Below are 22,673 nucleotides of genomic sequence, written 5' to 3'. Positions count from 1 at the left end.
CATCCGGATTCGTGATGCTCAGCGGCGCGACGGAGGAGGACCCGCCGCGCAAACGTGTGGACGCTCGCACGGAGCGCTGGCGCGAGCATCGCAAGAAGGTGCGCGAGGAGTTCGTGGACGCGGCGTTCCGCGCGCTGGACAAGTTCGGTCCCGGCGTGAGCATGGGCGATATCGCGAAGGAAGCGGGCGCGGCCAAGCCGAAGCTGTACCGCCACTTCGAGGACAAGGCCGACCTCTACAACGCGATCGTCGACCGGGTCCGCGACCTGCTCTGGGAACAGGTCATGACCAGCTTCGACCTGAGCGGCGACTCGGCCGGTGAGCTGGTGCGCCGGGCCGCTTCGGAATACGCGCTGGTGGTGGCGCGGCAGCCGAACGTGTTCCGGTTCATGCTGCACAGCCACTTCACCCAGCGCTCCGCCGACGCCGACCGCACCCTGCAATCGGCCAGGCAGTCCGCCGAACGCGCCGCCGCGCTGTTCGCCGGCGCGGTGGACGACGAATCGGTGCGGGTCGCGGACGTGGAACTGGTGATCTACTCGATCTTCGGCGCGGTGGCCTCGGCCACCGACTGGTGGCTGGGGACGAACCGGCCGGAGCCGCCCGCCATGCCGGTCGAGCAGTTCGCCGAGTATCTGAGCGAGATCATCTTCGCGCTGGTGGCGGCGAGCGCTCGCCTGCACGGCATCGCGATCGCGGCCGAGCTTCCGCTGCACTTGGCCTTTTCCGCTATGTGACCAGAGCGCCCCCCGGGACGGGCGCCGAGGTCTGCCGCGACAACGCCGAACGTCGTTGTTCGGATTGCTTCGATGGCCTCGCCGTTGAAGCCATCCGTGTCCGCGACGTCCTCAGTATGGCAGTGGCCACCGACAAGAAACGCGTGCGCGGAGCGGGCGCCGGTCAGCTCTGTCGCAACCGCCACAGCGGGGACACCGGGCCGTGGCCGGCGCCCAGATCGTAGGACGCGGCCAGACAGCGGTAGGTCCACTCCTTGGCGAACTCGACCGCTTCGGGTACCGGATAGCCGTGTGCCAGCGCGCAGGCGATCGCGGCGGCCAGCGTGTCCCCGCCGCCGTGATCGTTGCCGGTCGCGATGCGCGGCGCGGTGAACTCGAGGAATTGGTCGCCGTCGAACAGCAGGTCGGTGCTGTACTCGGAGGAGCGCAGGTGCCCGCCCTTGACGATCGCCCACCGCGGTCCCAATTTGTGCAGCGCCTCGGCCGCGCGCCGCGCCGAATCGTCGTCGCCGACGTCGATCCCGGTGAGCAGGCGGACCTCGTCCAGGTTCGGCGTCACCACGGTGGCGAGCGGAATCAGCGTGCCGCGCACCGCGTCCAGCGCCTCGGCGTGCAGCAGCGGGTCGCCGTGCATCGAGGCCGCGACCGGATCGACCACCAGTGGGATGTCGCCGCCGCCGCCGATGCCGACCTCCTGGCACACCGCGGCGACCGCCTCGATGATCGCGGTGGAGGCCAGCATGCCCGTCTTCGCGGCGCCCACGCCGATGTCGCCGACGACCGAGCGCACCTGATCGGCCACGACCTGCGGCGGAATCTCGTGAAAGCCGCTGACGCCCACCGTGTTCTGCACGGTCACCGCCGCTACGGCCACCAGCGCGTGCACGCCGCACAGCGCCATGGTGCGGGTATCGGCTTGGATTCCGGCGCCCCCGCCGGAATCGGTACCGGCGATGGTGAGCGCCCGGACGGGGGTCTGCCCCTCGGCGGGCAATGGCAGCAATTTCACGACACAAACCCTACGGCGGTGCGCTGCGGACGCCACCGGCAACCGGAACCCGCCCGCAAGTAGCAAATGAAAATCGTTATCATTAGTGCATGGACTCCGATCTGCTCCCCGTCACCGTGCTGTCCGGCTTCCTCGGGGCGGGCAAGACGACGCTGCTCAACCACATCCTCGCCAACCGCGAGGGTCGCCGGGTGGCGGTCATCGTCAACGACATGAGCGAGGTCAACATCGACGCCGCGCTCGTTTCCGGCCAGGGCCATCTCGACCGCACCGAAGAGAAGCTGGTGGAGCTGACCAACGGCTGCATCTGCTGCACACTGCGCGAGGACCTGATCGAGGCCGTCGCCCGGCTCGCTCGCGAAGGGCGGTTCGATCAATTGGTGATCGAATCGACCGGCATCTCCGAGCCCATGCCGGTGGCCGCGACCTTCGACTGGGAGTTCGAGGACGGGTTCCGGCTCGGTGACGTCGCCCGCCTGGACACCATGGTGACCGTGGTCGACGCGTCGACCTTCCTCGCGGAAGTGGCGCGCGGGCAGGCGCTCGCCGAGCGGAACCTCCAGGCGGGCGAGGGCGACGAGCGCTCCATCGCCGACCTGCTGGTGGACCAGGTGGAGTTCGCCGACGTCCTGCTGGTCAACAAGACCGACCTGGTCGGCGCGGCCGCGGCGGGAGCGGTGGAGGCCACGGTGCGCCGCCTGAATCCCCGCGCCCGCGTGTTGCGCACCAGCAACGGCGTGGTCGATCTGGCCGAGGTCCTGGACACCGGGCGTTACGACCCGCTGGTCGCCGCGGAGTCCGAGGGCTGGGCGGAGGAACTCGCGGGCGGGCACACGCCCGAGACCGAGGAGTACGGGATTCGCAGCCTCACCTACACCGCCGATCGGCCGTTCCATCCGCTGCGCCTGTCCGCCGCGCTCGAGCAACTGCGGGGTCTGCTGCGCAGCAAGGGATTCTGCTGGATCGCGAGCCGGTCGACGCTGGCCGCGGTGTGGTCGCAAGCGGGGCCGAATCTGGTCTTCGAACCCGCCGCCTGGTGGTCGTCGCTGGAAGTGCCGCCGGGGCAGGAGATCGTGTTCATCGGGATAAAACTGGACTCCGGCAAGGTGCGCGCGCTGCTGGATGCCGCCCTGCTCACCGACGCGGAGTTCGCGCAGGGGCCGGGCGCGTGGGCCGAATATCCCGATCCCTTCCCGGCCTGGGGCGAATTGCACGAGCACGCGTGAGGTCCGCGGCCCACGCACCCGGCTCGGGGCGTGGGCCGCTGCCGCGCCCTCGCATGGTGCGCCGTCCTCAATTCGAGATGCCGGGCGCTTGGCGCAGGTAGGTCGTGTCGGTCAGTTGCTCGATCATGAAGCCGGCGATGTCGGCACGGGAGATCTTCAGGGTGAGCCCGCGCTCGTCCGCCGGGAAGCCGCGGCGGTAGCCGCCGGTGGCCGGGCCGTCGGTGAAGGCGCTCGGCCGCACGATCGTCCAGTCCAGGTCGCTGGCCAGCACGTATTCCTCCTGCCGGACATGGTCGGCGTAGGCCGGGCGCAGCAGCAGACCGAACATCACGTACTTCCACAGGAAGTTCAGGTTGCCCCGGCTGTCGCCGACACCGAGCGTCGTCTGGCAGATCAGCCGCTTGACGCCGGTGCGATTCATCGCGTCGATGATCGCTTTGGTGCCGCCCGCCCGGACCACGCCCTTGCGGCCGTTGCCGAGCGAGATCAGCACCGCGTCCTGCCCCTGCACCGCGCGCTGCACCGAATGCGTGTCCAGCACGTCGCCTTCCACCACGCGCAGTCGCTCGTGGCGCTGCCCGACGCTCGCGGCGCTGCGCGTGAAGGCCGTTACCTCGTGCCCCTCCCGCAGGGCCTGCTCGACGACGAGACGACCGACGGTACCGGTGGCGCCGAAGACCGCGATTTTCATGATTTCTCTCCTTGGTTCGAAAGCCGTTGTGCCTTTGCTGAATCCAGTACATCAGCGGCAAGCGAGACGAACCATGGCCGTGAGTCTCGATGACATAAGAGACTGTCTCGAGTCGCCGAATCTCGGCCGAGCCCGCCGACCACGCGGGGCGGGCTCGGCCGAGGCGTTCAGCGCAGCTGGGCGAAGAATTCCGTGATCTCCCGCGCCATCAGCGCGGGCGCGACGTGGTGCAGGTAGTGGGTGAACACGTCGTGCGTGCGCCACGACACGATGTTGTGGTCGCGCTCGGCGAAACGGCGGATGCCGTGGAAATCGCCGGTGGAGCCGCACAGCGCGAGCGGAACCGTGGTCGGCCCCGAGGGGTGCTCGGCCTTGTCCTTCTCGAAGTAGTGCCGGATCGCCGAGCCCGCGGTGCCGGTGAGCCAGTGGATCGCGATGTTGGTCAGCACGAAATCGTCGTCCAGATCCGGGCCGAGCAGCTGCCCGTTCCAGCCGACCAATCCGGCGGGCGAATCCGTGATCGCGTGCGCCAGCGTCTGCGGCTGCTGGGATTGCAGCACGTTGAAGCCCATTTTGTGCTTGACGAACCAGTCCAGGGTGGCCAGCGACTGCTGCTCGCCCTCGTCGAGATCCGCCAGCTCCGCCGGATCGCCCGAGGGGAACGAGTACACCTGCGCGACGTGCACGCCGACCACGTTGTCCGGCGCCACCCGCCCGAGTTCCGGGGAGATCTGCGCGCCGCCGTCGTTGCCGACCGCGCCGTAGCGGGTGTAGCCGAGCCGTCGCATCAGCTCCGCCCAGGCGCGGGCGATCCGGGTGTCGTTCCAGCCCGCCTCCGTGGTGGGGCCGGAGAATCCGTAGCCCGGCACGGACGGGATCACCAGGTCGAAGCCCGCCGCGGTGAGCGGCTCGATGACGCCGACGAACTCGACGAAGGTGCCCGGCCAGCCGTGCGTGAGGATCAGCGGAAACGCATCCTCCCGCGCGGACCGCACGTGCAGGAAGTGAATGTTCTGCCCGTCGATCTCGGTGGTGAACTGCGGGTAGGCGTTCAGCGAGTGCTCGACCGCGCGCCAGTCGAACCCGTCGCGCCAGTATCCGACCAGGTGGCGCACCCGATCCACGCTCACCCCGTAGGTGTCGCCCGAGCCGGGGATCTGCTCGGCCCAGCGGGTGCGGGCGAGACGATCGCGCAGGTCGTCCAGGTCGGCCTGGTCGATGTCGATGCGGAAGGGGGTGATCGCGGTCATGTCCAACTCCTTTGAAACGGAATGCTCTGTTCTGATTGAACCGTAACAGAACGGATCATTCCGTTCAAGTGCTATGCTGGATTCATGCCGAAGACATCCGATACCCCAGCTCAGAAGGGTCTGCCCGGCCGCAAGGCGCAGGCGGCCCGCAACGACGGCTTGATCCTGGAGGCCGCCCGCGCGGTCTTCCTCGCCGACGCCACCGCCCCGATCTCCGCCGTCGCGGAACGCGCCGGCGTCGGGATCAGCGCGCTGTACCGGCGCTATCCGAGCAAGGAGGTGCTGCTGCGCACGCTCTGTCACGACGGTCTACGCCGGTACAACACCGAAGCCGATGCGGCGCTGGAGGAGGCGGACGGCTGGCGCGCGCTGGTCGGCTTTCTCGAGCGGGTGGTGGACGCGGACGTGCACTCGCTCACCGTGCATCTCGCGGGCACCTTCACCCCCGACGAGTCGATGCTGCCCGATGTCCGGCACTCCGCGGAGGCGACCGAAGAGATCGTGCGGCGCGCCCACGCCACCGGCAAGCTGCGCCCGGACGTGCGCCCGCAGGATCTCGGCCTGATCCTGGAGTCGTGCGCGGCCGTCGCGGTGCCCGACCCGCAGCGCACCGCCCAGCTGCGCCGCCGCGTGCTCGCGATGCTCGTGGCCGGGCTGAGCGCGGACGGTGAACTGCCCGGCCCGCCGCCCGCGCCGGACGAGTTCAGCTGGCGCTGGGCGCGGCGATGAATTTCCCCGGGTGAACCCGTCCGCACTGGTACGAATACCGCTGTCCGCACCGAAAGGATGTGCCGTGAACTGGACGCTCGAGGTCGTGATCGTGCCCGTGTCGGATATCGACCGGGCCAAGCAGTTCTACGCGGAGCAACTCGGCTTCGCCGTAGACCACGACACCAAGATCGACGAAAATGTCCGCATCGTGCAACTCACCCCACCGGGTTCCGGGTGTTCGATCGTGATCGGCAAGGGCGCGGTCCCGGACATGACGCCCGGCTCCCAGCAGGGCCTGCAACTGGTGGTCAACGACCTGCGCAAGGCCCACGAGGAACTCACCTCCCGCGGCGTGGAGGTCACCGAGATCCAATCCCTCGGCCAGAACCCCACCCCCATGCCCGACCCCTTGGACAACGTCGGCTTCTTCTTCTTCACCGACCCGGACGGCAACGGCTGGGGCGTCCAGCAGATCTCGACCCGTCCGTGAGCGAAATCGACGTGGACGACGACGTGTCCGTCCCGAGCGGCTCGTTTTGTCACGCTGCGAATTCGACGCCTCACGTCTCCTGCCCATGTCCGGGTGTCCACCGCCGGGAGGGTGCCGTTAGCAGCTCGACCGGTTGACCAGGGCGATGAGTTGATCGGCGACAGCGGGTGCCGCGGCGATCGTGTCGGCGGACCCGAGGCTGTGTCGGCGGAAGGTCGAGTCGAGGACGACTGCGCCCGCCTCGCGGCTGATGACCACACCTGCGGCTGTGTCCCAGGGCTTGTTGGACAGCATGATGCAGGCGTCGGTTCGCCCCTCGGCCACCCACACCAGATCGAGGGCGGCGGAGCCGAACATTCGCACGCGTTCGACGGTTGCCGCCAGCTCGGCGGTCAGGGCGAAGCGGCGCTTGTTCTTGACCTCCGCCTCCGGGCCGACCGCGTAATCACCAATGGAAACGATTGCCTGGCCGAGTGTTTCGGTCTTGCTCGCTTTGATCGGCGTGCCGTTGCCGAACGCGCCCCGTTCGGCGGCAGCGTAGTACTCCAGGTTCAGGAACGGCGCGTTGACCACTCCGATCACCGGTTCGCGGTCGTCTACCAGAGCCAGCGACACGGCGCAGAGCGGCAGTCCATGGATGAAGTTGGACGTTCCATCGATAGGGTCGAGAACCCACATCCGCTGCCCAGCGCGGTCACCTGACATGGGGTCGGATTCTTCGCCCAGGAAATCGAACCCGGGTGTCGTCTCGGCCAAGTACCGCCGGATGTGGTCTTGAATCCGGCGGTCCAGGTCGGTCACGTAGTCACGGTCGCTCTTCGCGCGGATACGGCCTCGTTCGGCTGTACGGAGCAGCTCGGCCCCTCGGTCAACAGCCGAACGTGCGACTTTCAGCAGTTCGTCTCGACTCACTGTCATACCGACGGTACCTCCCGAGCGCTGGACCACATCGTTTCGAATATTTCGGAGAAGGTGTCGAAGAGCCCCGCAGTATCCGATTTTCGAGCGACCAGAGTTGGCGATTCAACGCCTCGAGCTCTCGGCAGATACGGTTGGATGATGCAGACAGCCCCATCGATGATGGTGATGTTGAAGCGTACGGTCTCATCGTAGGTGCGGAGCTGGATGCGCTCTGCCTGCTCTGCCGCATACCTCTTCTGCACCCGGATCAGACACTTCATGTTGAGTTCGGTGAGGCTCGACAGCACGCCCGGGGCGTGACCCTCCTCGTTCTCCCGAGCGCGGATGTGAGAGCCGTTCGGGTCGAGGAATAGGCAGCGAAGATTGGTGCCGGACTCGAGCAGTCGAACGAGGTCAGTATCCGAGTATTGCTGGCAGAGCAGATTCAGTGACAGGCCGGCCATATCGATCCGACGGGTACCCTCGAAGAGTTCTCGTGGGGGCATGGCGTGCAGGAAATCGGTCCGGTTCGCGAAAATTGCTTCGACGTCGGCCATGTGATTCGAAGGTCGAGATCGAACGAGGCGGTCCATCCGGACGTCGCTCGGATCCGCGCAGTCTTCGAAAAGTTCTTCAGCCGACCGGCCTGGGAACATAGCCTCCAGAACTCGGCGGTGATGGGGGTACGGCAGGCTGGTGAGGCCCCCGGAGAGCCAACGGTAGAACTGGGCCTTCTTAGGTCCGGCACCGACCAGCTCCGGTTCGAGTTTGTCTGCGATCCGGTCGTATTCGCGATTGAACGCGGAGACGGTCTGAAGGTGGCGCTGTTGAAGTAAGGCTTTCAGAACGGTTCCCACAGGTGCACCACCTCTAGGGTCGGCTTGGCAGTACCGGCATAGATGAGACATAGAAGATACATCCGCTGTTTCTGCGGATCAAGGTGAGGCATCGGCGGCGACGCGGACAGACTCGTGCGCTGCCGACACTTCTCGACATGAATCAGATCGTCACCGCAGGAGTCGTTACCGTCGCGCTGGCGCTGCTGGCCGGCGGCACTTTCTTTGTCCTGCCGTACCTACTCGATAGAGATGACGCACTACCTGAATCAGCCGTGCCCGTCACCGACATCTTCGATCGCCTCGACATCGAGCACGCACATGCGACCATGCAAGACCATGTTCGTTGCAGCATCGATTCCTGCCCGGACAAAGCCTATGCCTACTGGACATTGGTCGATGCCGGACACGTCGTTCCCGACGTACGGGCACAGCGGAGGGTGCTGTGACCTTGCCCGTCAGCGCAGATATCGTTCGAATCCGCCACCGGATCTGTGGTGAACAACCCGGCGAGATCTCCTTCGACGTCGCGAAGATCATCCTGACCCAGCACGCCGGCCACGGAGGGGAGTGTCTGCAATTCCTTCGCGCATTGGAACGAGTTTCGGTGGTGTGCGGATGAAGCCGGTCAGCGGGTGCCGAGGAAGAGGGTTTGGGTGCTGCGGCCCAAGGGGCCCTTTTCGTCGTAGAGCGCCGATTCGGCCATACCTATGCCATGCGGTTGGGGATAGGTGACGGCGTCGAGGCAGATCCATTCGCCTGCGGGCTGGCGGTGCAGGGTGACCGTCAGGTCGGTGTTGATGAACAGGTATTTCGACCAGTCCAGCACCGCGCTGACGCCGTTTCCGGAATCCGCGGCCGCGAGGGTGCGCTCGAGCGGGCTCGGGTCGGTGCCCGCCACGATCGGGTGCTTGATCCTGATCCAGCAGACCGCCGGGCCGGGTTCGGCGAACGACCCGCTGACGAAGCGGTAATCGATGGCGGTGTGAAAACCGATCGGCTGGGTGGACGGAAACGGCTCCGGCGCGTCCGCTGTTTCGGGGCCGGGGCGCGTCCCCGACGGCAGGAAACGTTCCGGCAGCGGCAGTTCCGGCTCGGCCAGCTTGAATCGCCAGGCGTTCGCCCGCAGAACCGGCCCGCGCTCGGTGGACAGCGTCGCTTCGACGAGTTCCACGCTGCGACCGGGGCGGACGACGCGCGCCGCCGCGGTCAGCGGCGCCAGCGGCACCGGGCCGAGGATCTCGACGGCGACCCGGCCGACCTGGAATCCCGGTCGCGGCTCGCACCGCTCGATCACGTGCCCGAGCAGCGCCGACGGCGGACCCGCGTGCTGGGCGTCCGGCGACCAGGGGCCACGGGTGAGTTCGGTCGAGAGGTAGCGATCCGGCTGGTCCGGGTCGGGGAGGTAGAACGCGTCATGCACGGCCGCGCCCCCAGTTCGGCTCGTCGCGCGACCGCACGCTGTGTCCTCGGTTGCTTTGCTGGCGCTCACCCACGTCGGTACGTCCTCCGGGCCGATCCTTCTTTCTCTCGACGGTAGCCCGGCTCCCGATCCGCGCCGCCGTCAGACCCGGCCGAACGCCAGCGCGACGTTGTGCCCACCGAAACCGAACGAGTTGTTCAGCGCGAAGTCGATGCGCTGGGCACGCGGCCCGCCCGCGACGATGTCCAGGTCGATCGCCGGATCGGGATTGTCGAGGTTCAGGGTGGGCGGCACGACCTGGTCCCGCAGGGTGAGCATGGTGACCAGCGATTCCAGAGCGCCGACCGCACCGATCGAATGCCCGAGCGCGGATTTGGGCGCGTAGACCGAGGCGTCGGGCACGACGGAGGTGATGGCGTTGGCTTCCGACGCGTCGCCGATGGAGGTGGCGGTGGCGTGCGCGTTGACATGCTGGACGTCCGCTGGCCGCAGCCCGGCGGTCTGGATGGCCTTGCGCATCGCGCGGGCGGCCCCGACCCCCTCCGGTTCGGACGCGACGATGTGATAGGCGTCGGAGGTGATGCCCGCGCCGAGCACCCGCCCGTGCACGGTCGCGCCCCGCGCGCGTGCGTGCCGCTCCGACTCGAGCACCAGCAGCGCACCCGCCTCGCCGAACACGAACCCGTCGCGGTCCCGGTCGAACGGGCGCGACGCGCGTTCCGGCTCGTCGTTGCGGGTGCTCATGGCGCGCATCATCGCGAAACTCGCGATGGGCACGGCGTCGATGTGCCCTTCCACCCCGCCCGCCACCACCACGTCCGCTTCGCCGGTGGTGATCAGCCGCCACGCGTGCGCGATCGCCTCGGAACCCGACGAGCAGGCCGAGACCGGTGCGAAAACCCCCGCTCTGGCTCCTATTTCGAGGCCGACGGTGGCGGCGGGCCCGTTCGGCATGACCATCGGCACCGACATCGGCGACACTTTGCGGTAGCCGCCCGCGCGCATCGCGTCGACCGCCGAGATCAGCGCGTCGCCGCCGCCGAGCCCGGTGCCGACGGCCACCGCCAATCGGTCGCCGTCCACCTCGGGCGCACCCGCCGAGCGCCAGACCCGGCGGCCGAGCACCAGCGCCATCTGTTCCACATAGGAGTGCCTGCGCTGTTCGACCCTGGTCAGCTCGGCCCCCGGCTGTGACTTCAGCTTGCCGCCGATGCGGACCGGCAGGTCGTACTCCTTAACGAAGTCGTCCTCCAGCGCGCCGATTCCGCTGTGCCCCGCCAGTAATTCGGACCAGGTCGTATCCATGTCGTCGGCCAGCGACGTGGTCGCCGCGTACCCGGTGACCACGACTGAATCCCGAGTTTCTGAAGCGATTGTTACAGTCACGATGTCATGAATACCTGTACCGATCGCTACAGTAAACTCATGGCTCGCCCTCTCGACCACGCCAAACGCGCCGAGCTCCTCGCTGCCGTCGTGCGCTATATCGCCGAGCACGGGCTGGCGGACCTGTCGTTGCGCCCGCTGGCCGCCGAACTCGGCACCAGCTCCCGCATGCTGATCTACTACTTCACGACCAAGGAGGAGCTGCTGGTCCAAGCGCTGGCGACGCAGCGCCCCGACATCGCGGCCCTCTTCACCGGCATCAGGAATGCGCCCGAACTACGTGACCGTCTGTGGGACTTCTGGACCGCCAACACCTCGGGTGAGGGCCGCACGAGCGTCCGGGTGATGCTTCAAGTCCTCGGCGCGGCCTGCGCGCCACACAGTCCCTACGGCGATTACGCCACCTCGGCCATCGCCGCGTTCGTCTCGGCGCTGGCCGACGGGCTGCGCGTCATCCAGTCCGTCGATGACCCCGAAGTCGTCGCGACTCTGCTGGTCTCAGGCTTGCGCGGCATTCTGCAAGACCGGCTGATCACCGGTGACGTCGAACGCACCGATCGAGCGGCCCGCCGGCTCATCGAGCAGACGGTGCCATGATCTCGCTCGACTTGCGATCCTGCCTTCAGCGCGTCGCAGTCAATCCGTGGTCGGCCGATCCCGGTACTGGTCGACGAGATGCTGGAAGAATCTGTTCTCTGGCGATTCGAGTGAGATGGTTCGCAGGCCGAGGGTGACCTTACGGCCGACTACTGAGGAGTATCCGTCCACGTCGATGCCGAGATCCGCTACGACCGCCAGCACCAGTTCATCCAACTCGTCATCGGTCACATAGACGGCGAGACGGCATTCGACTGGGACACGCGCCGGGTCGTACGCGTCGCCCCAAGCCCGCTGAGCGAACTCATCGACCGAGGTGACCGGCCCGAAGCTGGTGAAGCACGGGATACGGTTCACCCCGCGGATCCGATGGGCGCTCTCTTCGAGCGCCAGCGCAACCGGGTGGATTCCCTCGCCGTCGAGAGCTCCGGGCCCGGTCGCGTCCGGCAACCCGAGTCCTACCGCGAACTCCCACAGTTGGCGTTCGTCGTCGTCCACGTACAACTTTCTCGAAGTAGCAGGACAGTGTCACAGTGCCGAGGATCAGCTCGCGAGCTTGGAAGGGGCTTGGCGGGGATCGAATTTCGTTGCCAGCGTCTCCAGTAGCCAGTGGTACTTGGTGTTGTGGAATGCGGCGAGCTGCCATCGGCCGTCTTGTCGCACGGCGACGGTGGTCTGCACTTTGGTGTTGCGCCGGGTGCGCCGCTGTTTGCCTTTCAGTACCGCGCCTTTGCTGTGGATGATCGCGATATCGGGTGTCAGGAAGCGCAATTGGGTGATCTCCCCGTCCAGTCGGGTGCCCTTCAGGTACTTCTCGAACAGCGGTACATGGCTCGCGGCGATGGCCGCTCGCCCTTTGAAGTGCGTGCCGACCCAGGTGACGTAGTCCGCGTCCGGTGTGAACAGGGCGGCGAACGTTTCCGCGTCGCCGTCGGCCCATGCCTGCGCCTGGCGATCGAAGAGGTCACGGACGGCGTCGGCGTCGGTGCGCTGGTCGATGGACATGGCATCTCCCGTAAGATGAGCCGATCAATAACTGATCGAGTAAATAGTTGATTCAGTAAGATATTGATCGAGTAAGGCGAGGTTGTCAACATGTCGAACCGTGCGGAGTTGGGCGTCGCGCTGACGCTGGCCGCCCAGCGCAGCGCCACCGACGCCGTGATGATGCATCAGGCGGTGGCCGATCGACTCGGCATGCACGTGACCGATCTGCGCTGCCTGAATCTGTTGCGCCTCGGCGGCCCGGCCACGGCGGGCGAACTCGCCACGCAGACAGGGCTGACCACCGGAGCCATCACGCGGATGATCGACCGACTGCTGAAATCCGGATATGTGCGCCGGGAACACGACGAGCAGGACCGGCGGCGGGTCATCGTCAGCGTGGTCCAAGAGAAGATCGACGCGCTCGCGCCGCACTACGAAGTGCTGGCGAACGAATTCGGTGCGGCCATGAAGGAATACACCGCCGAGCAGCTGGAACTCGTGCTCGAGGTGTTCGACCGGCTGCACGAGACTTCGTTGCGGGTCACCGCGCTGCTAAGGGGAGCGGAGTAGCGCACCGCCGCCGGGCCGGGACAAGGCGGCAGTTCGCTACCAGACGACGGGCGGATCGGCGGATATGCCGGGCGCTCCGGCGATCGCGTTGCGGTGCGTCTCGGTGACGGTGGCCGACGCGTGATCGAGCAACGAACCGGCGTCTGAATCCACCGTCGCCGGAAACTCGATTCGAGGGCACCGATTACTGCTCGCGGGACTGTCCTCGGGTACGGTCCTGGCCGAGTGTTCCGCCCCGGGTGACCTGGGGCGTGTCATGTGACGGGGATTGCAGCGCGGTCGAGAGCGGTTGGGCCTGTCCCTCGATCAGCAGTCGCGCGACTTCGGGAGGAAGGCCCTCGCGCACGGCGCGGGCGATCCGTTCGGCGCGTTCCTGTTCGGCCGCTTTCCGCGCTGTGCGGGCTGCGTCGGTGGGGTCGCGCTCGGATGCGGTGTCGCGGGTCTGCCCGGTCTCGGCGCGGGTGTCCGGGGTGCGTTGTTGCTCCGCCTGCTGGGCATGCTGGTGTTGGGTGTGTAAGTCGAGCATGGCTTGCATGGCGCGCTCGTCGGCGCGGGCTTCGGCGCGTTCTTGTTCGATTCGCTGCGTGTCCGCCTTGATGGGTGGTTGCGGATGGGTGCGGGCCTCGGCTTCCCTAGCGGGTTGTTGGCGGGCGCGCTCACGCTCGGCGCGCTCACGCTCGCGTTGCTTGCCCAGCTCGATCGCCTTGGCGAATTGTTCGCGGGTGACCGTGATGACGACGAACTGATCGGGGTAGCGCTCGGACAGTTCTTGCATTTTCACCGCGACCTTGGAATCCACTTTGGCCCCGGGCACCTTGTACCACTCGATGGTCCATCCGGCCTCGAGCGCGGCAGCGTCTTTCTCGAGCTGGGGCAGGCACTTGTCTCCGAGTCGTCCGGCCTTGAACTCCATTGCTCGCAACCGCTCGGGGTTGGCGGAGTCGTGGAACCGGCGACCGGTTTTGGTGTCGTACCGCAGCTCTGTCGTCCACCCGGTTTCCGCTGTCCGGCCGAGCAGCTCGCACATCCCATCGCGAAACAGATTGCCGAATTCGCGCGAGCGGGCGCGGGAATCTCGCACACGCCGATAGTCCGCAGGCAGACGGGCACGCAGACCACGAAACCACTGCCGGTCTACATAGCGGCGGTAGCGCTCTTCTTCATCCATGCCATCCCCCCTGCGCACGAATATGTGATTGCTAATGCGTGTTGCGCTGTGCGAGCCAGACACTCAGCGGCGGGCGTCCGGCATCCACCCATTCGCGGTGCGCGGTCTGCATCCGCTCGAACGTCCGTGCCCAGAAGTGTCCGGTCCGCCGATCCATGGCCGCTGTCAGCTGAGAGATCACGGTGAAGTACACATCTGTGAACGGCAGATCGACCACTGGCCCGTAACCTCGGGTGTGCTGCCTATCGTCGTGGCTGGGCACGTTGTACCAGTGGCCTTCGAACCTGCGCCGGAAAACCTCACCCAGATAACGGTGGAACTCGTCGGCAATCGCGCGGCTCTCCGGCAGACTCACCGACTCGAAAGTGGGAAACAGCTCGAGCGCGCGCGCCTCCGCATGGCGCAGCCCGTCGGCCGACCACGGATCATCGGGCATCCCGGGCGCGGTTTCGGTGAAGAATCGCTCCAGGCCCGCGTCCATGTCCGCGAGCCAGGCCAACCATCGGGGGTCGTGCTGGTCGGCGTCCATCTGCCGACGCTCGGCCTCGGTGTAGGCGACGTCCCTGCCCATGCTTCCTCCCTGTTCGATCAGACCCCGCGACGACGAACAGGCCGAGTTTCCCACGCCTCCGGCGGGCTGTGCGCGAAACACGGACCCGTTCGCACCGGGATCGGCCAGGAGCCCGACAAGAACACCGACTTGTACGAGTGCATATCCCACCGCCGGACCTGCCGCACGAGGATCGGCCGGGAGCCAGCGCCGGGAGTCCCGCATTTTGTTGCCTGTCTCCCACCGGCATGATGGGATTCCGCAGGTACCGTCGCAAGTGGGAGCCATCGGCGGAGGAGCACGCCATGAACGACATTCCACCGAACGAAGTCGGGCGCAGGCTGCGCGAGATCCGCGCCTGGCGCGGGCAGAGCCTCGAAGTGGTCGCGGGCCTGGCTGGTATCAGCTATGGATATCTCGGCCGACTCGAGCGCGGAGAACAACCGTTGTCCAATCGCGCCACCCTCGAGGCGATCGCGCGTGCACTGAAGGTATCGCCCTCGGAGTTCAATGGTCAGCCGTGGGAGATCACCGATGGTCCAGCGGCCGAGGCGTACGCCGGTCTGATCGCCGTCGAGAACGCGCTGGAGATTTGTGAACTCGGCACCGATCCCGGAACTGATATCCGCGAATGGGCGGAGATCGCTGAGGATCTGGCTGCGCTGGAACTCGTTCGGGAGTCCACCGACTACGCGGCTGCCTGTGCGTTGGCTCCTGGCCTGCTGACCGAGTTGCACGCGGCGTACGTCCGGCGGCCCCAGTGGAGACGAGATGTCCTGGTAGGCATCATCCGCTGCTATTACGCGTTGGCGCAGACGACCAAGCGGCTCGGAGTCCGGGGCTTGCCCATCATGATCGTGAAGGCTGCGTACGCATGCGCGGAAGAACTCGAGTCACCTGCATGGATCGGGTTCGCGGTTTGGCTGCGCGGCAGTATCGCGGGCTCGCTCTCGCGCTCGCAACAGTACGACCGTGCCGTGCGTACAGCCGACAGACTCAGGCCGCATCTCGATGACGGCTCCGCCTTGCAGGCATACGGCATGCTCCACTTGTCCGCAGCGCTGGCGGGAGCGGTGCAATCCGATAGGGACACCGCTGACACACACCTCGCGGAGGCCGAAGCAGTCGCGGCACGGATGGATGAGGAAATCGGTGGCTTTGCCCGACTGTGGTTCGGTCGCACCAACGTCGGCATGTGGCGGTCGTCGATCGGAATGGAACTCGGAGATGGGGCAGGTGCCGTGGAGTTGGCGCGAGGTCTGCCCATCGAGTCCATTCCGTCGCAGTCCCGCCGCGCCAACTACTACGCCGAAGCCGGGCGGACGCTCCTTTCCGAGCCGAAGTACCGAGACAAGGGTCTCGCCCTCCTCATGAAGGCCGAAGACATCGCACCGCAACAGGTTCGCACTGACTTCTTCGTTCGTGAAGCCATCGCGGATCAGCTCCGCACCGCCCGACGGGACGCCGGGGGCCGAAATCTGCGCGGCCTGGCCTGGCGTCTAGGAATCGCACCTGACCTGGCACCGAGAAACTGAGTTCGATTCACCGCCTGTCCTTTTCGGACAAATCCGTTGTGGCCCCGCTCATAACGTCGTCTCCGGCCCCGACGCCGGGGTGAGCGGGCCGATTCCCCATCTCGGCCGCGCCAGCGCAGCTATGGCTGCTGGCTGGTGTTGATGCCCTCGGCGTCGGGTGCTTTCCAATCGGATGGCAGGGAGGCGCAGGGGTATGGATGCGAGCGGTGAGCGGGGGTTGTATTCGGCGGGGGTGGCCGAGTTGAAACGGATAGCGGCGTATCCGAAGGACGAGTCGATACTCTCCACCGCCGACCACACTGACGCGGGGGTGCAGGCGTGAGCGCGGAGAACTTCGATCTGACGACCCCGCACGGACGGTGCGCGTTCTACAAACGGGTGTGCCAGCTTCCTGCGGAGGTCGAACCGGAAACCCTCGGCCGCATCGTCGTGCGAGCGGGGTCGATCGTGTGGGGTGTGTCGGCGCCCGAACCATTGGGCCACGCGGTGGCGGATCGGTTGCGCAGTGGGGGCCACAGTCTCGGTCCGATCATCGTCCACCCGTATTCGCGAACCTGGACGTTCTTGTTGCGCCCTGATCTGCCCGACGAGCCGCGCACGTTCGCGGGGTTGTTCCGCGACCGGGTGAAGGTCTTCCGTGACGGTGCGTCGATCGCGCTTCCGTCCCCGGTCGACAGCGCCAACCGATACCGGGTATGGCTCGAGGCACCGCAGGACGCCTACCGGCCCTCGGGGCGGGTGGTGGTGGACGCCGTGCGCGCGTGCCTGCTCGCCCGAGCGGTTCGCACGGCGCGATGAACGCGCGCCCAGTTCGACAACACGCCAAGCTTCGGGGGCTTGAACCCTTCATCCCGCCGCCCGCCGGAACGCGGCGGGCGGCGGGCGGTTGTTACGAGACGACGGGCAGATAGACGGCGTTGCCCTTGTCGGCGAACTCGGCCGACTTCTCCGCCATACCGGCCTCCAGCGCTTCGGTCTCGGTCAGGCCCTGACGCGCGGCGTACTCGCGCACATCCGCCGAAATCCGCATCGAGCAGAACTTGGGACCGCACATGGAGCAGAAGTGGGCGGTCTTGGCGGGCTCCGCGGGCAGCGTCTCGTCGTGGTACTCCCGCGCGGTGTCCGGGTCGAGGGACAGCGCGAACTGGTCACGCCAGCGGAATTCGAAACGCGCCTTGGACAGCGCGTCGTCGCGCTGCTGGGCGTGCGGATGCCCCTTGGCCAGGTCGGCGGCGTGCGCGGCGATCTTGTAGGTGATCACACCGACTTTCACGTCGTCGCGGTTGGGCAGGCCGAGGTGTTCCTTCGGCGTCACGTAGCAGAGCATGGCGGTGCCCGCCTGCGCGATGATCGCCGCGCCGATGGCCGAGGTGATGTGGTCGTAGGCGGGAGCGATGTCGGTGGCGAGCGGTCCGAGGGTGTAGAACGGCGCTTCTTCGCACCATTCCTCCTCCAGCCGGACGTTCTCCACGATCTTGTGCATCGGCACGTGACCGGGGCCCTCGATCATCACCTGCACCCCGTGCGATTTCGCGATCTTGGTCAGTTCGCCCAGGGTACGCAGCTCGGCGAACTGCGCCTCGTCGTTGGCGTCGGCGATCGAGCCGGGCCGCAGGCCGTCGCCGAGGGAGAAGGTGACGTCGTAGCGCGCCAGGATCTCGCAGAGTTCCTCGAAATGCGTGTACAGGAACGACTCCTGGTGGTGCGCCAGGCACCACGCCGCCATGATCGACCCGCCGCGCGAGACGATGCCGGTCACCCGCTTGGCGGTCAGCGGCACGTAGCGCAGCAGCACGCCCGCGTGCACGGTCATGTAGTCCACGCCCTGCTCGCACTGCTCGATGACGGTGTCGCGGTAGATCTCCCAGGTGAGCGCAGTCGGGTCGCCGTTCACCTTCTCCAGCGCCTGGTAGATGGGCACAGTGCCGACCGGGACGGGCGAGTTGCGCAGAATCCACTCGCGCGTCTCGTGGATGTTCTTGCCGGTGGACAGGTCCATGATGGTGTCCGCGCCCCAGCGCGTCGCCCACACCATCTTCTCCACTTCCTCGGCGATCGAGGAGGACACGGCCGAGTTGCCGATGTTCGCGTTGATCTTGACCAGGAATTTCTTGCCGATGATGGTCGGCTCGAGCTCCGGGTGCTTGTGGTTGGCCGGGATCACGGCGCGGCCCGCGGCCACCTCTTCGCGCACCACCTCCGGCGCGACCCCTTCGCGGGCGGCGATGAAGCGCATCTCCGGCGTGACGATGCCCGCGCGCGCCCAGGCGAGCTGGGTGCGCGGACCGGCGCCCTCCGGCTTGGCCCAGGTGTCGCGCAGCTTCGGTAGACCGCCTTCGAGATCGATCGTCGCCGTCTCGTCGGTGTACGGGCCGGAGGTGTCGTAGACGTCGAAGTGCTCCCCGTTGGTCAGGTTGATCCGGCGCACCGGAATGCGCAGGTCCTCGACTTCGAGATAGTGCTTGACGCTGCCCTCGATGGGGCCGGTGGTGACGCTGTCGACGGGTGCGGTTCGGCCGTCGGACGCATCGGCGAGTGCCATCTTTTCCTCCCTACGCCGGCATTACCCGGTCAGGTTCATACGGTCGACGGCCCTGACGCCTCTCGGCTAGCCGTCCTCTCAGCCCGCTGGTGCGAGCCCCCGTTGGGTGTGAAATTTTCCCGCCCGACCATACCCGGACCGCCCTGACACTCGCCCGGCGATTCGCCGGGATCGAGTGAATTCGCGGGTAGTGCGGGTCAGCAGCACGAACGGCGGCGACCGAACGCGCCTGCGTGCCCGCTCGGTCGCGCCGGTGATCCCGGCGGTTGTTACGGGGCCTCCGTCGTCTCCGGCCCGGCCGAATGTCCGGGTGCGCCGTGGGTGCGGCGGGCTTCTTTCATCTCGGCCTCGTAGAGGTGGCGGCGACCGTCGAGCAATTCGTCTCGGGCGGCTCGTTCGATGTCGCGGAACAGGCCGTAGTACCCGTCGTCGTATTCCTCGATGATCTGGAAGGTCCAGCGTCCGGCCAGGACGTTGCGCCCGATCAGTTCGGTGGATACGCGTTCGGCCAAGCCGTCGTGCCCCGCCTCGCGCAACAGCTCTACCGCCTGGTCGAGCGCGAGGTCCGCCCCGCCGGTCAGCTGGTGGAAGGCGTACAGGTGACCGCGGGCGCGTTCGACGGTCTCCAGAGCTTCCGAGAGTTTTCCGGTCGCGGCCACGGTGACGTCGTCGACGCCATCCGGCCTGCGGTGCGCAACATCCGGGCGATCGGTCATGACCTCGCTCCTTGGCGTATGTGGCGGCTGTAGCGGCGGCGTACCCGGATCGCGTCGTGCTCAAGCGTCGGAAGCGGTCACCGGCAGCCGGGCGTCGGCCGTGCCGGTGGTACCGGCGTTGCCGGGCCGGATTCTCAGCGCGGACGTGCCGGGTGGATGCGGCCGGTGACCTCGCCCAGCCCGATCCGGGCGGTACCCGGACCGGGAGCCGACGCGGTGATCGTCACTTCGTCGCCGTCCTCCAGGAAGGCGCGCTGCTGGTCGTTCACCAGAATCGGCTCGCGGCCGCCCCAGGACAACTCGATGAACGAGCCGCGCTGATCCCGCGCGGGCCCGGAGATGGTGCCGGAGGCGTACAGATCGCCGGTGCGGGTGGCGGCGCCGTTCGCGGTGAGATGGGCGAGCATCTGCGCCGGCGACCAGTACATGCGGGCATACGGCGGGTAGGTGACCGGTTGTCCGTTCCACGTCACGGTGAGTTCGATGTCCAGGCCCCACGGCTCGGTTGCCCGCAGGTAGGGCAGCGGCGCGGGCGACTGTTCCGGCAGCGGTATCCGCGCCGAGTCCAGCGCCGCCAGCGGGGTGATCCACGGGGACATCGACGTCGCGAACGACTTGCCGAGGAACGGGCCGAGCGGCTGGTACTCCCAGGCCTGGATGTCGCGGGCGGACCAATCGTTGACCAGCGCGACGCCGAAGACCCGGTCGGCGAACTCGTCGATCCCGACCGGTACCCCCAGCCGCGAGCCGACACCGACCACGAAGCCCAGCTCCGCTTCGATGTCCAGCCGCCGCGACGGGCCGAAATCCGGTGCATCGGACTCCGTCGCGCGCTGGCCGCAGGGCCGTGCCACCGCCGTGCCGGAGACCACGACGGTGCCCGCTCGGCCGTGGTAGCCGACCGGCAGGTGACGCCAGTTCGGCAGCAGCGGATCGCCGTCCGGCCGGAACAGGCGGCCGAGGTTCGTCGCGTGATCGATGCTCGCGTAGAAATCGACGTAATCGCCGATCCGCACGGGCAGCCGCAGTTCCACGTCGGCCAGCGGATGGACCGCGGCGTTGTCGATCTCGCCGTCCACCGCTTCGCGGACCCGTTCGCGGACCGCGCCCCAGCGTGCGGGGCCCTGCACAAGGAAGGCGTTCAGGCTCGGTGCGGCGAACACCGGGTCGTCCAGTACCGCGGCCAGGTCGATGACGTGATCACCGAGCCGGACTCCGGCCCGGGGGTCTCGGCCCCGCGGTACGAACACCCCGTAGGGCAGGTTGTCCGTACCGAACAGCGAGTCGGGCGGTACTTCGACCCTGGTCCTCACTCGGGGCCCCGCCCGGACCAGGTCCACGCGTAGGTCGGATCCGCACAGGCCAGTGCGCCTTCGCCGAGTTCGAGCGGGCGGAAGGTGTCCACCATGACGGCCAGTTCGTCGAAGTACTCGATGCCGATGCTGTTCTCGTAGGCGCCGGGCTGGGGACCGTGGGCGTAGCCGCCGGGGTGCACCGACACCGAGCCCTGAGTGATCCCGGACCCTCTGCGCGCTTCGTAGTTCCCGCCGCAATAGAACATGACCTCGTCGGAATCGACGTTGGAGTGGTAGTACGGCACCGGGATCGACTGCGGGTGGTAGTCCACTTTGCGCGGAACGAAATTGCAGACGACGAAGTTGGCGCTCTCGAAGGCCTGGTGCACGGGCGGCGGCTGATGGATGCGGCCGGTGATCGGCTCGAAATCGCCGATGTTGAAGACGTACGGATACAGGCAGCCGTCCCAGCCCACCACGTCGAACGGGTGGGTGGCGTAGATCATCCGCGTGCCGAGGACCTGCCCGCCGGGGCGGTGCTTGACGAGCACCTCCACCTCGGTGCCGGACGCGGTGATCGTCTCGGCCGGACCGCGCAGGTCGCGCTCGCAGTACGGGGCCTGCTCGAGCAACTGGCCGAACCTCGACAGGTAGCGCTTGGGCGGCGTGATGTGGCCGGTCGCCTCGATCACATACGCCCGCAACGGTTCCGGGCCGCTGGGCCGCCAGCGGTGCGTCGTGGCGCGCGGGACGAGCACCTGATCGCCCTGCCGCGCGGGCAGCGCGCCGAACACGGTTTCGACCACCGCCGCGCCCGACTCCACGTACACCAGCTCGTCACCGATCGCGTTGCGGTACAGCGGCGAACCGCCTTTGGCGACGACGTAGGAGATCCGCACGTCCGCGTTGGCCAGCAGCAGCCGCCGCCCGGTTACCGGATCGGTCTCGGCCGGGGTGTCGCCGGGGAACAGGGTGTGCAGGCGCAGATGACGGTGGCGCAGCGGATGATTCGGCGTCGTGCGCTGATCGGGCAACTCCCACACCGTCGAGTCCACCAACGCGGGCGGCAGGCCGCGGTGATAGAGCAGCGAGGAGTCGCCGGAGAAGCCTTCCTCGCCCATCAGCTCCTCGTAGTAGAGCCGGCCCTGCTCGTCACGATGCTGGGTGTGCCGCTTCGGTGGTACCGCACCCACTCGCCGATAGAACGCCATGACCGTTCCTCCGCCAACCGGTGGTCGGATAGTTGATCACCATCGTAGTGAGATCAGGCCCGGAAAAATCGGCTATCAGGCGTTTCGCAGGGCACGGTAGACCGCGGCCCCGACGAACTCGCCCAGATCCGCCGGCGTCCAGCCGTCCTGGTCGGCGAGCAGCGCGCGCACCGCCGCCTCGCCCGCGGAGACCCACTGCTCCACCAGCACGGGCAGCTTGCGTTCGGCGTCCGCGGTGCCCCAAGCCCGCAACGTCGGACGCAGGAGCTTGGCGCAGCGCGAGATGACGAGCGCGCGGCCACGACCGAACGAGTTCGCCACCGCCGGGTCGGGATTGCCGTAGACCAGCCGCCACGCGTCGGGTCTGCTCGCGGCCTTGGTCAGCAGCGCGCGAAAACCCTCGACGAAGACGGTTTCGTCGGCGTCCACGTCGCGCGGCGTCACCACCTCGAGCACGCCGCTGACCAGGTAGCCCTCCTCACGCTGGATCAGGGCCTCGATCAGTTCGACGCGGTCGGCGAAGCAGGCGTAGACCACCGGCCGGGTCACCTTCATCCGCTCGGCGATCGCGGCCATGGTCACCGCGGCGATGCCGTGCTCGACGGCGATGGCCAGCGCGGTGTCGAGCACCTGCGGGCGGCGGCGTTCCGGGCCGAGGTGTTGCGCCCGCTGTCGTGGCCCCACCGATGGATCGCTGTTCAGGCCGCCCAGCCTGGCGCCCGCTGTCCGGTTCCCGGTGCTGCGGCGGGGGAAAGGCGGCTGTGCCGGGCGGGTCACGGGCGCTCGGGTCCGTCGGCGAATTCGGCGATCACCGGGGCATGGTCGCTGGCGCCCTTGCCCTTT

26 protein-coding genes and 1 riboswitch are annotated in these 22,673 nt (G+C 67.4%); of the genes, 10 read left to right on the top strand and 16 right to left on the bottom strand.

Annotated features, from left to right (window positions below):
* Window positions 1-14: 14 nt before the first annotated feature.
* Window positions 15-737 (top strand): TetR/AcrR family transcriptional regulator, encoded by a 723-nt coding sequence (locus ON27_RS27090; RefSeq protein WP_043733903.1) that lies wholly within the window; start codon window positions 15-17, stop codon window positions 735-737.
* A 163-nt stretch (window positions 738-900) separates the two neighbouring features.
* Here ON27_RS27090 and thiD read toward each other — a convergent pair whose 3' ends face one another.
* Window positions 901-1,746: a bifunctional hydroxymethylpyrimidine kinase/phosphomethylpyrimidine kinase gene (thiD, locus tag ON27_RS27085; RefSeq protein WP_043733902.1), complete on the bottom strand. Its 846-nt coding sequence runs from the start codon at window positions 1,744-1,746 to the stop codon at window positions 901-903.
* 89 nt (window positions 1,747-1,835) lie between these two features.
* Here thiD and ON27_RS27080 point away from each other — a divergent pair, with 89 nt between their 5' ends.
* Window positions 1,836-2,972, top strand: a complete 1,137-nt coding sequence (locus ON27_RS27080) for a GTP-binding protein (protein WP_043733901.1) — start codon at window positions 1,836-1,838, stop codon at window positions 2,970-2,972.
* Window positions 2,973-3,039: 67 nt separating this feature from the next.
* Here ON27_RS27080 and ON27_RS27075 read toward each other — a convergent pair whose 3' ends face one another.
* Window positions 3,040-3,663, bottom strand: a complete 624-nt coding sequence (locus tag ON27_RS27075; RefSeq protein WP_043733899.1) for an NAD(P)-dependent oxidoreductase — start codon at window positions 3,661-3,663, stop codon at window positions 3,040-3,042.
* Window positions 3,664-3,830: 167 nt separating this feature from the next.
* Window positions 3,831-4,913: an epoxide hydrolase family protein gene (locus ON27_RS27070; protein WP_043733898.1), complete on the bottom strand. Its 1,083-nt coding sequence runs from the start codon at window positions 4,911-4,913 to the stop codon at window positions 3,831-3,833.
* An 84-nt stretch (window positions 4,914-4,997) separates the two neighbouring features.
* Here ON27_RS27070 and ON27_RS27065 point away from each other — a divergent pair, with 84 nt between their 5' ends.
* Together ON27_RS27065 and ON27_RS27060 are read left to right on the top strand one after the other, a co-directional pair.
* Window positions 4,998-5,642 (top strand): TetR/AcrR family transcriptional regulator, encoded by a 645-nt coding sequence (locus ON27_RS27065; protein ID WP_043733896.1) that lies wholly within the window; start codon window positions 4,998-5,000, stop codon window positions 5,640-5,642.
* 64 nt (window positions 5,643-5,706) lie between these two features.
* The gene (locus tag ON27_RS27060) at window positions 5,707-6,114 is read left to right on the top strand and encodes a glyoxalase superfamily protein (RefSeq protein WP_043733895.1); all 408 of its coding nucleotides are present in this window, start codon (window positions 5,707-5,709) and stop codon (window positions 6,112-6,114) included.
* A 117-nt stretch (window positions 6,115-6,231) separates the two neighbouring features.
* Here ON27_RS27060 and ON27_RS27055 read toward each other — a convergent pair whose 3' ends face one another.
* The gene (locus ON27_RS27055) at window positions 6,232-7,032 is read right to left on the bottom strand and encodes an inositol monophosphatase family protein (RefSeq protein ID WP_043733894.1); all 801 of its coding nucleotides are present in this window, start codon (window positions 7,030-7,032) and stop codon (window positions 6,232-6,234) included.
* A complete protein-coding gene (locus ON27_RS27050; protein WP_043733893.1) occupies window positions 7,029-7,871 on the bottom strand; it encodes a DUF5919 domain-containing protein in 843 nt (280 codons plus the stop codon). Before ON27_RS27050 ends, ON27_RS27055 begins: the two co-directional genes overlap by 4 nt.
* A gap of 137 nt (window positions 7,872-8,008) precedes the next feature.
* Between ON27_RS27050 and ON27_RS27045 the strand changes: the two genes are divergently transcribed.
* Together ON27_RS27045 and ON27_RS43175 are read left to right on the top strand one after the other, a co-directional pair.
* A complete protein-coding gene (locus ON27_RS27045) occupies window positions 8,009-8,299 on the top strand; it encodes a hypothetical protein (protein WP_043733891.1) in 291 nt (96 codons plus the stop codon).
* The gene (locus tag ON27_RS43175; protein WP_157227357.1) at window positions 8,296-8,472 is read left to right on the top strand and encodes a hypothetical protein; all 177 of its coding nucleotides are present in this window, start codon (window positions 8,296-8,298) and stop codon (window positions 8,470-8,472) included. Before ON27_RS27045 ends, ON27_RS43175 begins: the two co-directional genes overlap by 4 nt.
* A 6-nt stretch (window positions 8,473-8,478) precedes the next feature.
* Here ON27_RS43175 and ON27_RS27040 read toward each other — a convergent pair whose 3' ends face one another.
* Both ON27_RS27040 and ON27_RS27035 read right to left on the bottom strand, forming a co-directional pair.
* On the bottom strand, window positions 8,479-9,273 hold the full coding sequence (locus tag ON27_RS27040) for a thioesterase family protein (protein ID WP_043733890.1): 795 nt from the start codon (window positions 9,271-9,273) through the stop codon (window positions 8,479-8,481).
* Window positions 9,274-9,414: 141 nt separating this feature from the next.
* Window positions 9,415-10,659 (bottom strand): KasA/KasB family beta-ketoacyl-ACP synthase, encoded by a 1,245-nt coding sequence (locus ON27_RS27035; RefSeq protein ID WP_043733889.1) that lies wholly within the window; start codon window positions 10,657-10,659, stop codon window positions 9,415-9,417.
* Window positions 10,660-10,698: 39 nt separating this feature from the next.
* On the opposite strand from ON27_RS27035, the gene ON27_RS27030 reads away from it, so the two are divergent.
* Window positions 10,699-11,256: a TetR/AcrR family transcriptional regulator gene (locus ON27_RS27030; protein WP_043733888.1), complete on the top strand. Its 558-nt coding sequence runs from the start codon at window positions 10,699-10,701 to the stop codon at window positions 11,254-11,256.
* A gap of 39 nt (window positions 11,257-11,295) precedes the next feature.
* On the opposite strand, the gene ON27_RS27025 is transcribed toward ON27_RS27030, so the two are convergent.
* A complete protein-coding gene (locus ON27_RS27025) occupies window positions 11,296-11,754 on the bottom strand; it encodes a hypothetical protein (protein WP_043733887.1) in 459 nt (152 codons plus the stop codon).
* Between the two features lie 45 nt (window positions 11,755-11,799).
* Window positions 11,800-12,261, bottom strand: coding sequence for an SgcJ/EcaC family oxidoreductase (locus tag ON27_RS27020; RefSeq protein ID WP_043733885.1), 462 nt, complete (start codon window positions 12,259-12,261; stop codon window positions 11,800-11,802).
* Window positions 12,262-12,351: 90 nt separating this feature from the next.
* Here ON27_RS27020 and ON27_RS27015 point away from each other — a divergent pair, with 90 nt between their 5' ends.
* Window positions 12,352-12,813, top strand: a complete 462-nt coding sequence (locus ON27_RS27015; protein WP_051047026.1) for a MarR family winged helix-turn-helix transcriptional regulator — start codon at window positions 12,352-12,354, stop codon at window positions 12,811-12,813.
* A 184-nt stretch (window positions 12,814-12,997) separates the two neighbouring features.
* Here the strand turns inward: ON27_RS27015 and ON27_RS27010 are convergent, their stop codons facing one another.
* Together ON27_RS27010 and ON27_RS27005 are read right to left on the bottom strand one after the other, a co-directional pair.
* Window positions 12,998-13,981: a hypothetical protein gene (locus ON27_RS27010; RefSeq protein ID WP_157227356.1), complete on the bottom strand. Its 984-nt coding sequence runs from the start codon at window positions 13,979-13,981 to the stop codon at window positions 12,998-13,000.
* 31 nt (window positions 13,982-14,012) lie between these two features.
* Window positions 14,013-14,552 (bottom strand): hypothetical protein, encoded by a 540-nt coding sequence (locus ON27_RS27005; protein WP_043733882.1) that lies wholly within the window; start codon window positions 14,550-14,552, stop codon window positions 14,013-14,015.
* 284 nt (window positions 14,553-14,836) lie between these two features.
* On the opposite strand from ON27_RS27005, the gene ON27_RS27000 reads away from it, so the two are divergent.
* Both ON27_RS27000 and ON27_RS26995 read left to right on the top strand, forming a co-directional pair.
* On the top strand, window positions 14,837-16,066 hold the full coding sequence (locus ON27_RS27000; RefSeq protein WP_043733881.1) for a helix-turn-helix domain-containing protein: 1,230 nt from the start codon (window positions 14,837-14,839) through the stop codon (window positions 16,064-16,066).
* A 318-nt stretch (window positions 16,067-16,384) separates the two neighbouring features.
* On the top strand, window positions 16,385-16,864 hold the full coding sequence (locus ON27_RS26995; RefSeq protein ID WP_245560185.1) for a DNA-directed RNA polymerase subunit beta: 480 nt from the start codon (window positions 16,385-16,387) through the stop codon (window positions 16,862-16,864).
* Window positions 16,865-16,955: 91 nt separating this feature from the next.
* Here the strand turns inward: ON27_RS26995 and thiC are convergent, their stop codons facing one another.
* The 5 genes from thiC to ON27_RS26970 form a co-directional block, all read right to left on the bottom strand.
* Window positions 16,956-18,608: a phosphomethylpyrimidine synthase ThiC gene (thiC, locus tag ON27_RS26990; RefSeq protein ID WP_043733880.1), complete on the bottom strand. Its 1,653-nt coding sequence runs from the start codon at window positions 18,606-18,608 to the stop codon at window positions 16,956-16,958.
* Window positions 18,599-18,721, bottom strand: a riboswitch (TPP riboswitch). Its footprint overlaps the gene before it by 10 nt.
* Before the next feature lie 156 nt (window positions 18,722-18,877).
* Window positions 18,878-19,324: a hypothetical protein gene (locus ON27_RS26985; protein WP_043733879.1), complete on the bottom strand. Its 447-nt coding sequence runs from the start codon at window positions 19,322-19,324 to the stop codon at window positions 18,878-18,880.
* 134 nt (window positions 19,325-19,458) lie between these two features.
* Window positions 19,459-20,637: a fumarylacetoacetase gene (fahA, locus tag ON27_RS26980; RefSeq protein ID WP_043733942.1), complete on the bottom strand. Its 1,179-nt coding sequence runs from the start codon at window positions 20,635-20,637 to the stop codon at window positions 19,459-19,461.
* The gene (locus tag ON27_RS26975; protein WP_043733877.1) at window positions 20,634-21,830 is read right to left on the bottom strand and encodes a homogentisate 1,2-dioxygenase; all 1,197 of its coding nucleotides are present in this window, start codon (window positions 21,828-21,830) and stop codon (window positions 20,634-20,636) included. The genes fahA and ON27_RS26975 overlap by 4 nt, the downstream gene beginning before the upstream one ends.
* A 75-nt stretch (window positions 21,831-21,905) precedes the next feature.
* Window positions 21,906-22,514 carry a TetR/AcrR family transcriptional regulator gene (locus ON27_RS26970; protein WP_280411954.1) on the bottom strand — a complete coding sequence of 203 codons (609 nt, stop codon included), beginning with the start codon at window positions 22,512-22,514 and terminating at the stop codon, window positions 21,906-21,908.
* Window positions 22,515-22,673 lie beyond the last annotated feature (159 nt).

The sequence above is a fragment of the Nocardia asiatica NBRC 100129 genome, from assembly GCF_000308415.1.
GTDB classification, from domain to species: Bacteria; Actinomycetota; Actinomycetes; order Mycobacteriales; family Mycobacteriaceae; genus Nocardia; species Nocardia asiatica.
The sequence above is the reverse complement of the archived record's forward strand: the minus strand, read 5'-3'. Positions and strand labels throughout refer to the sequence as shown.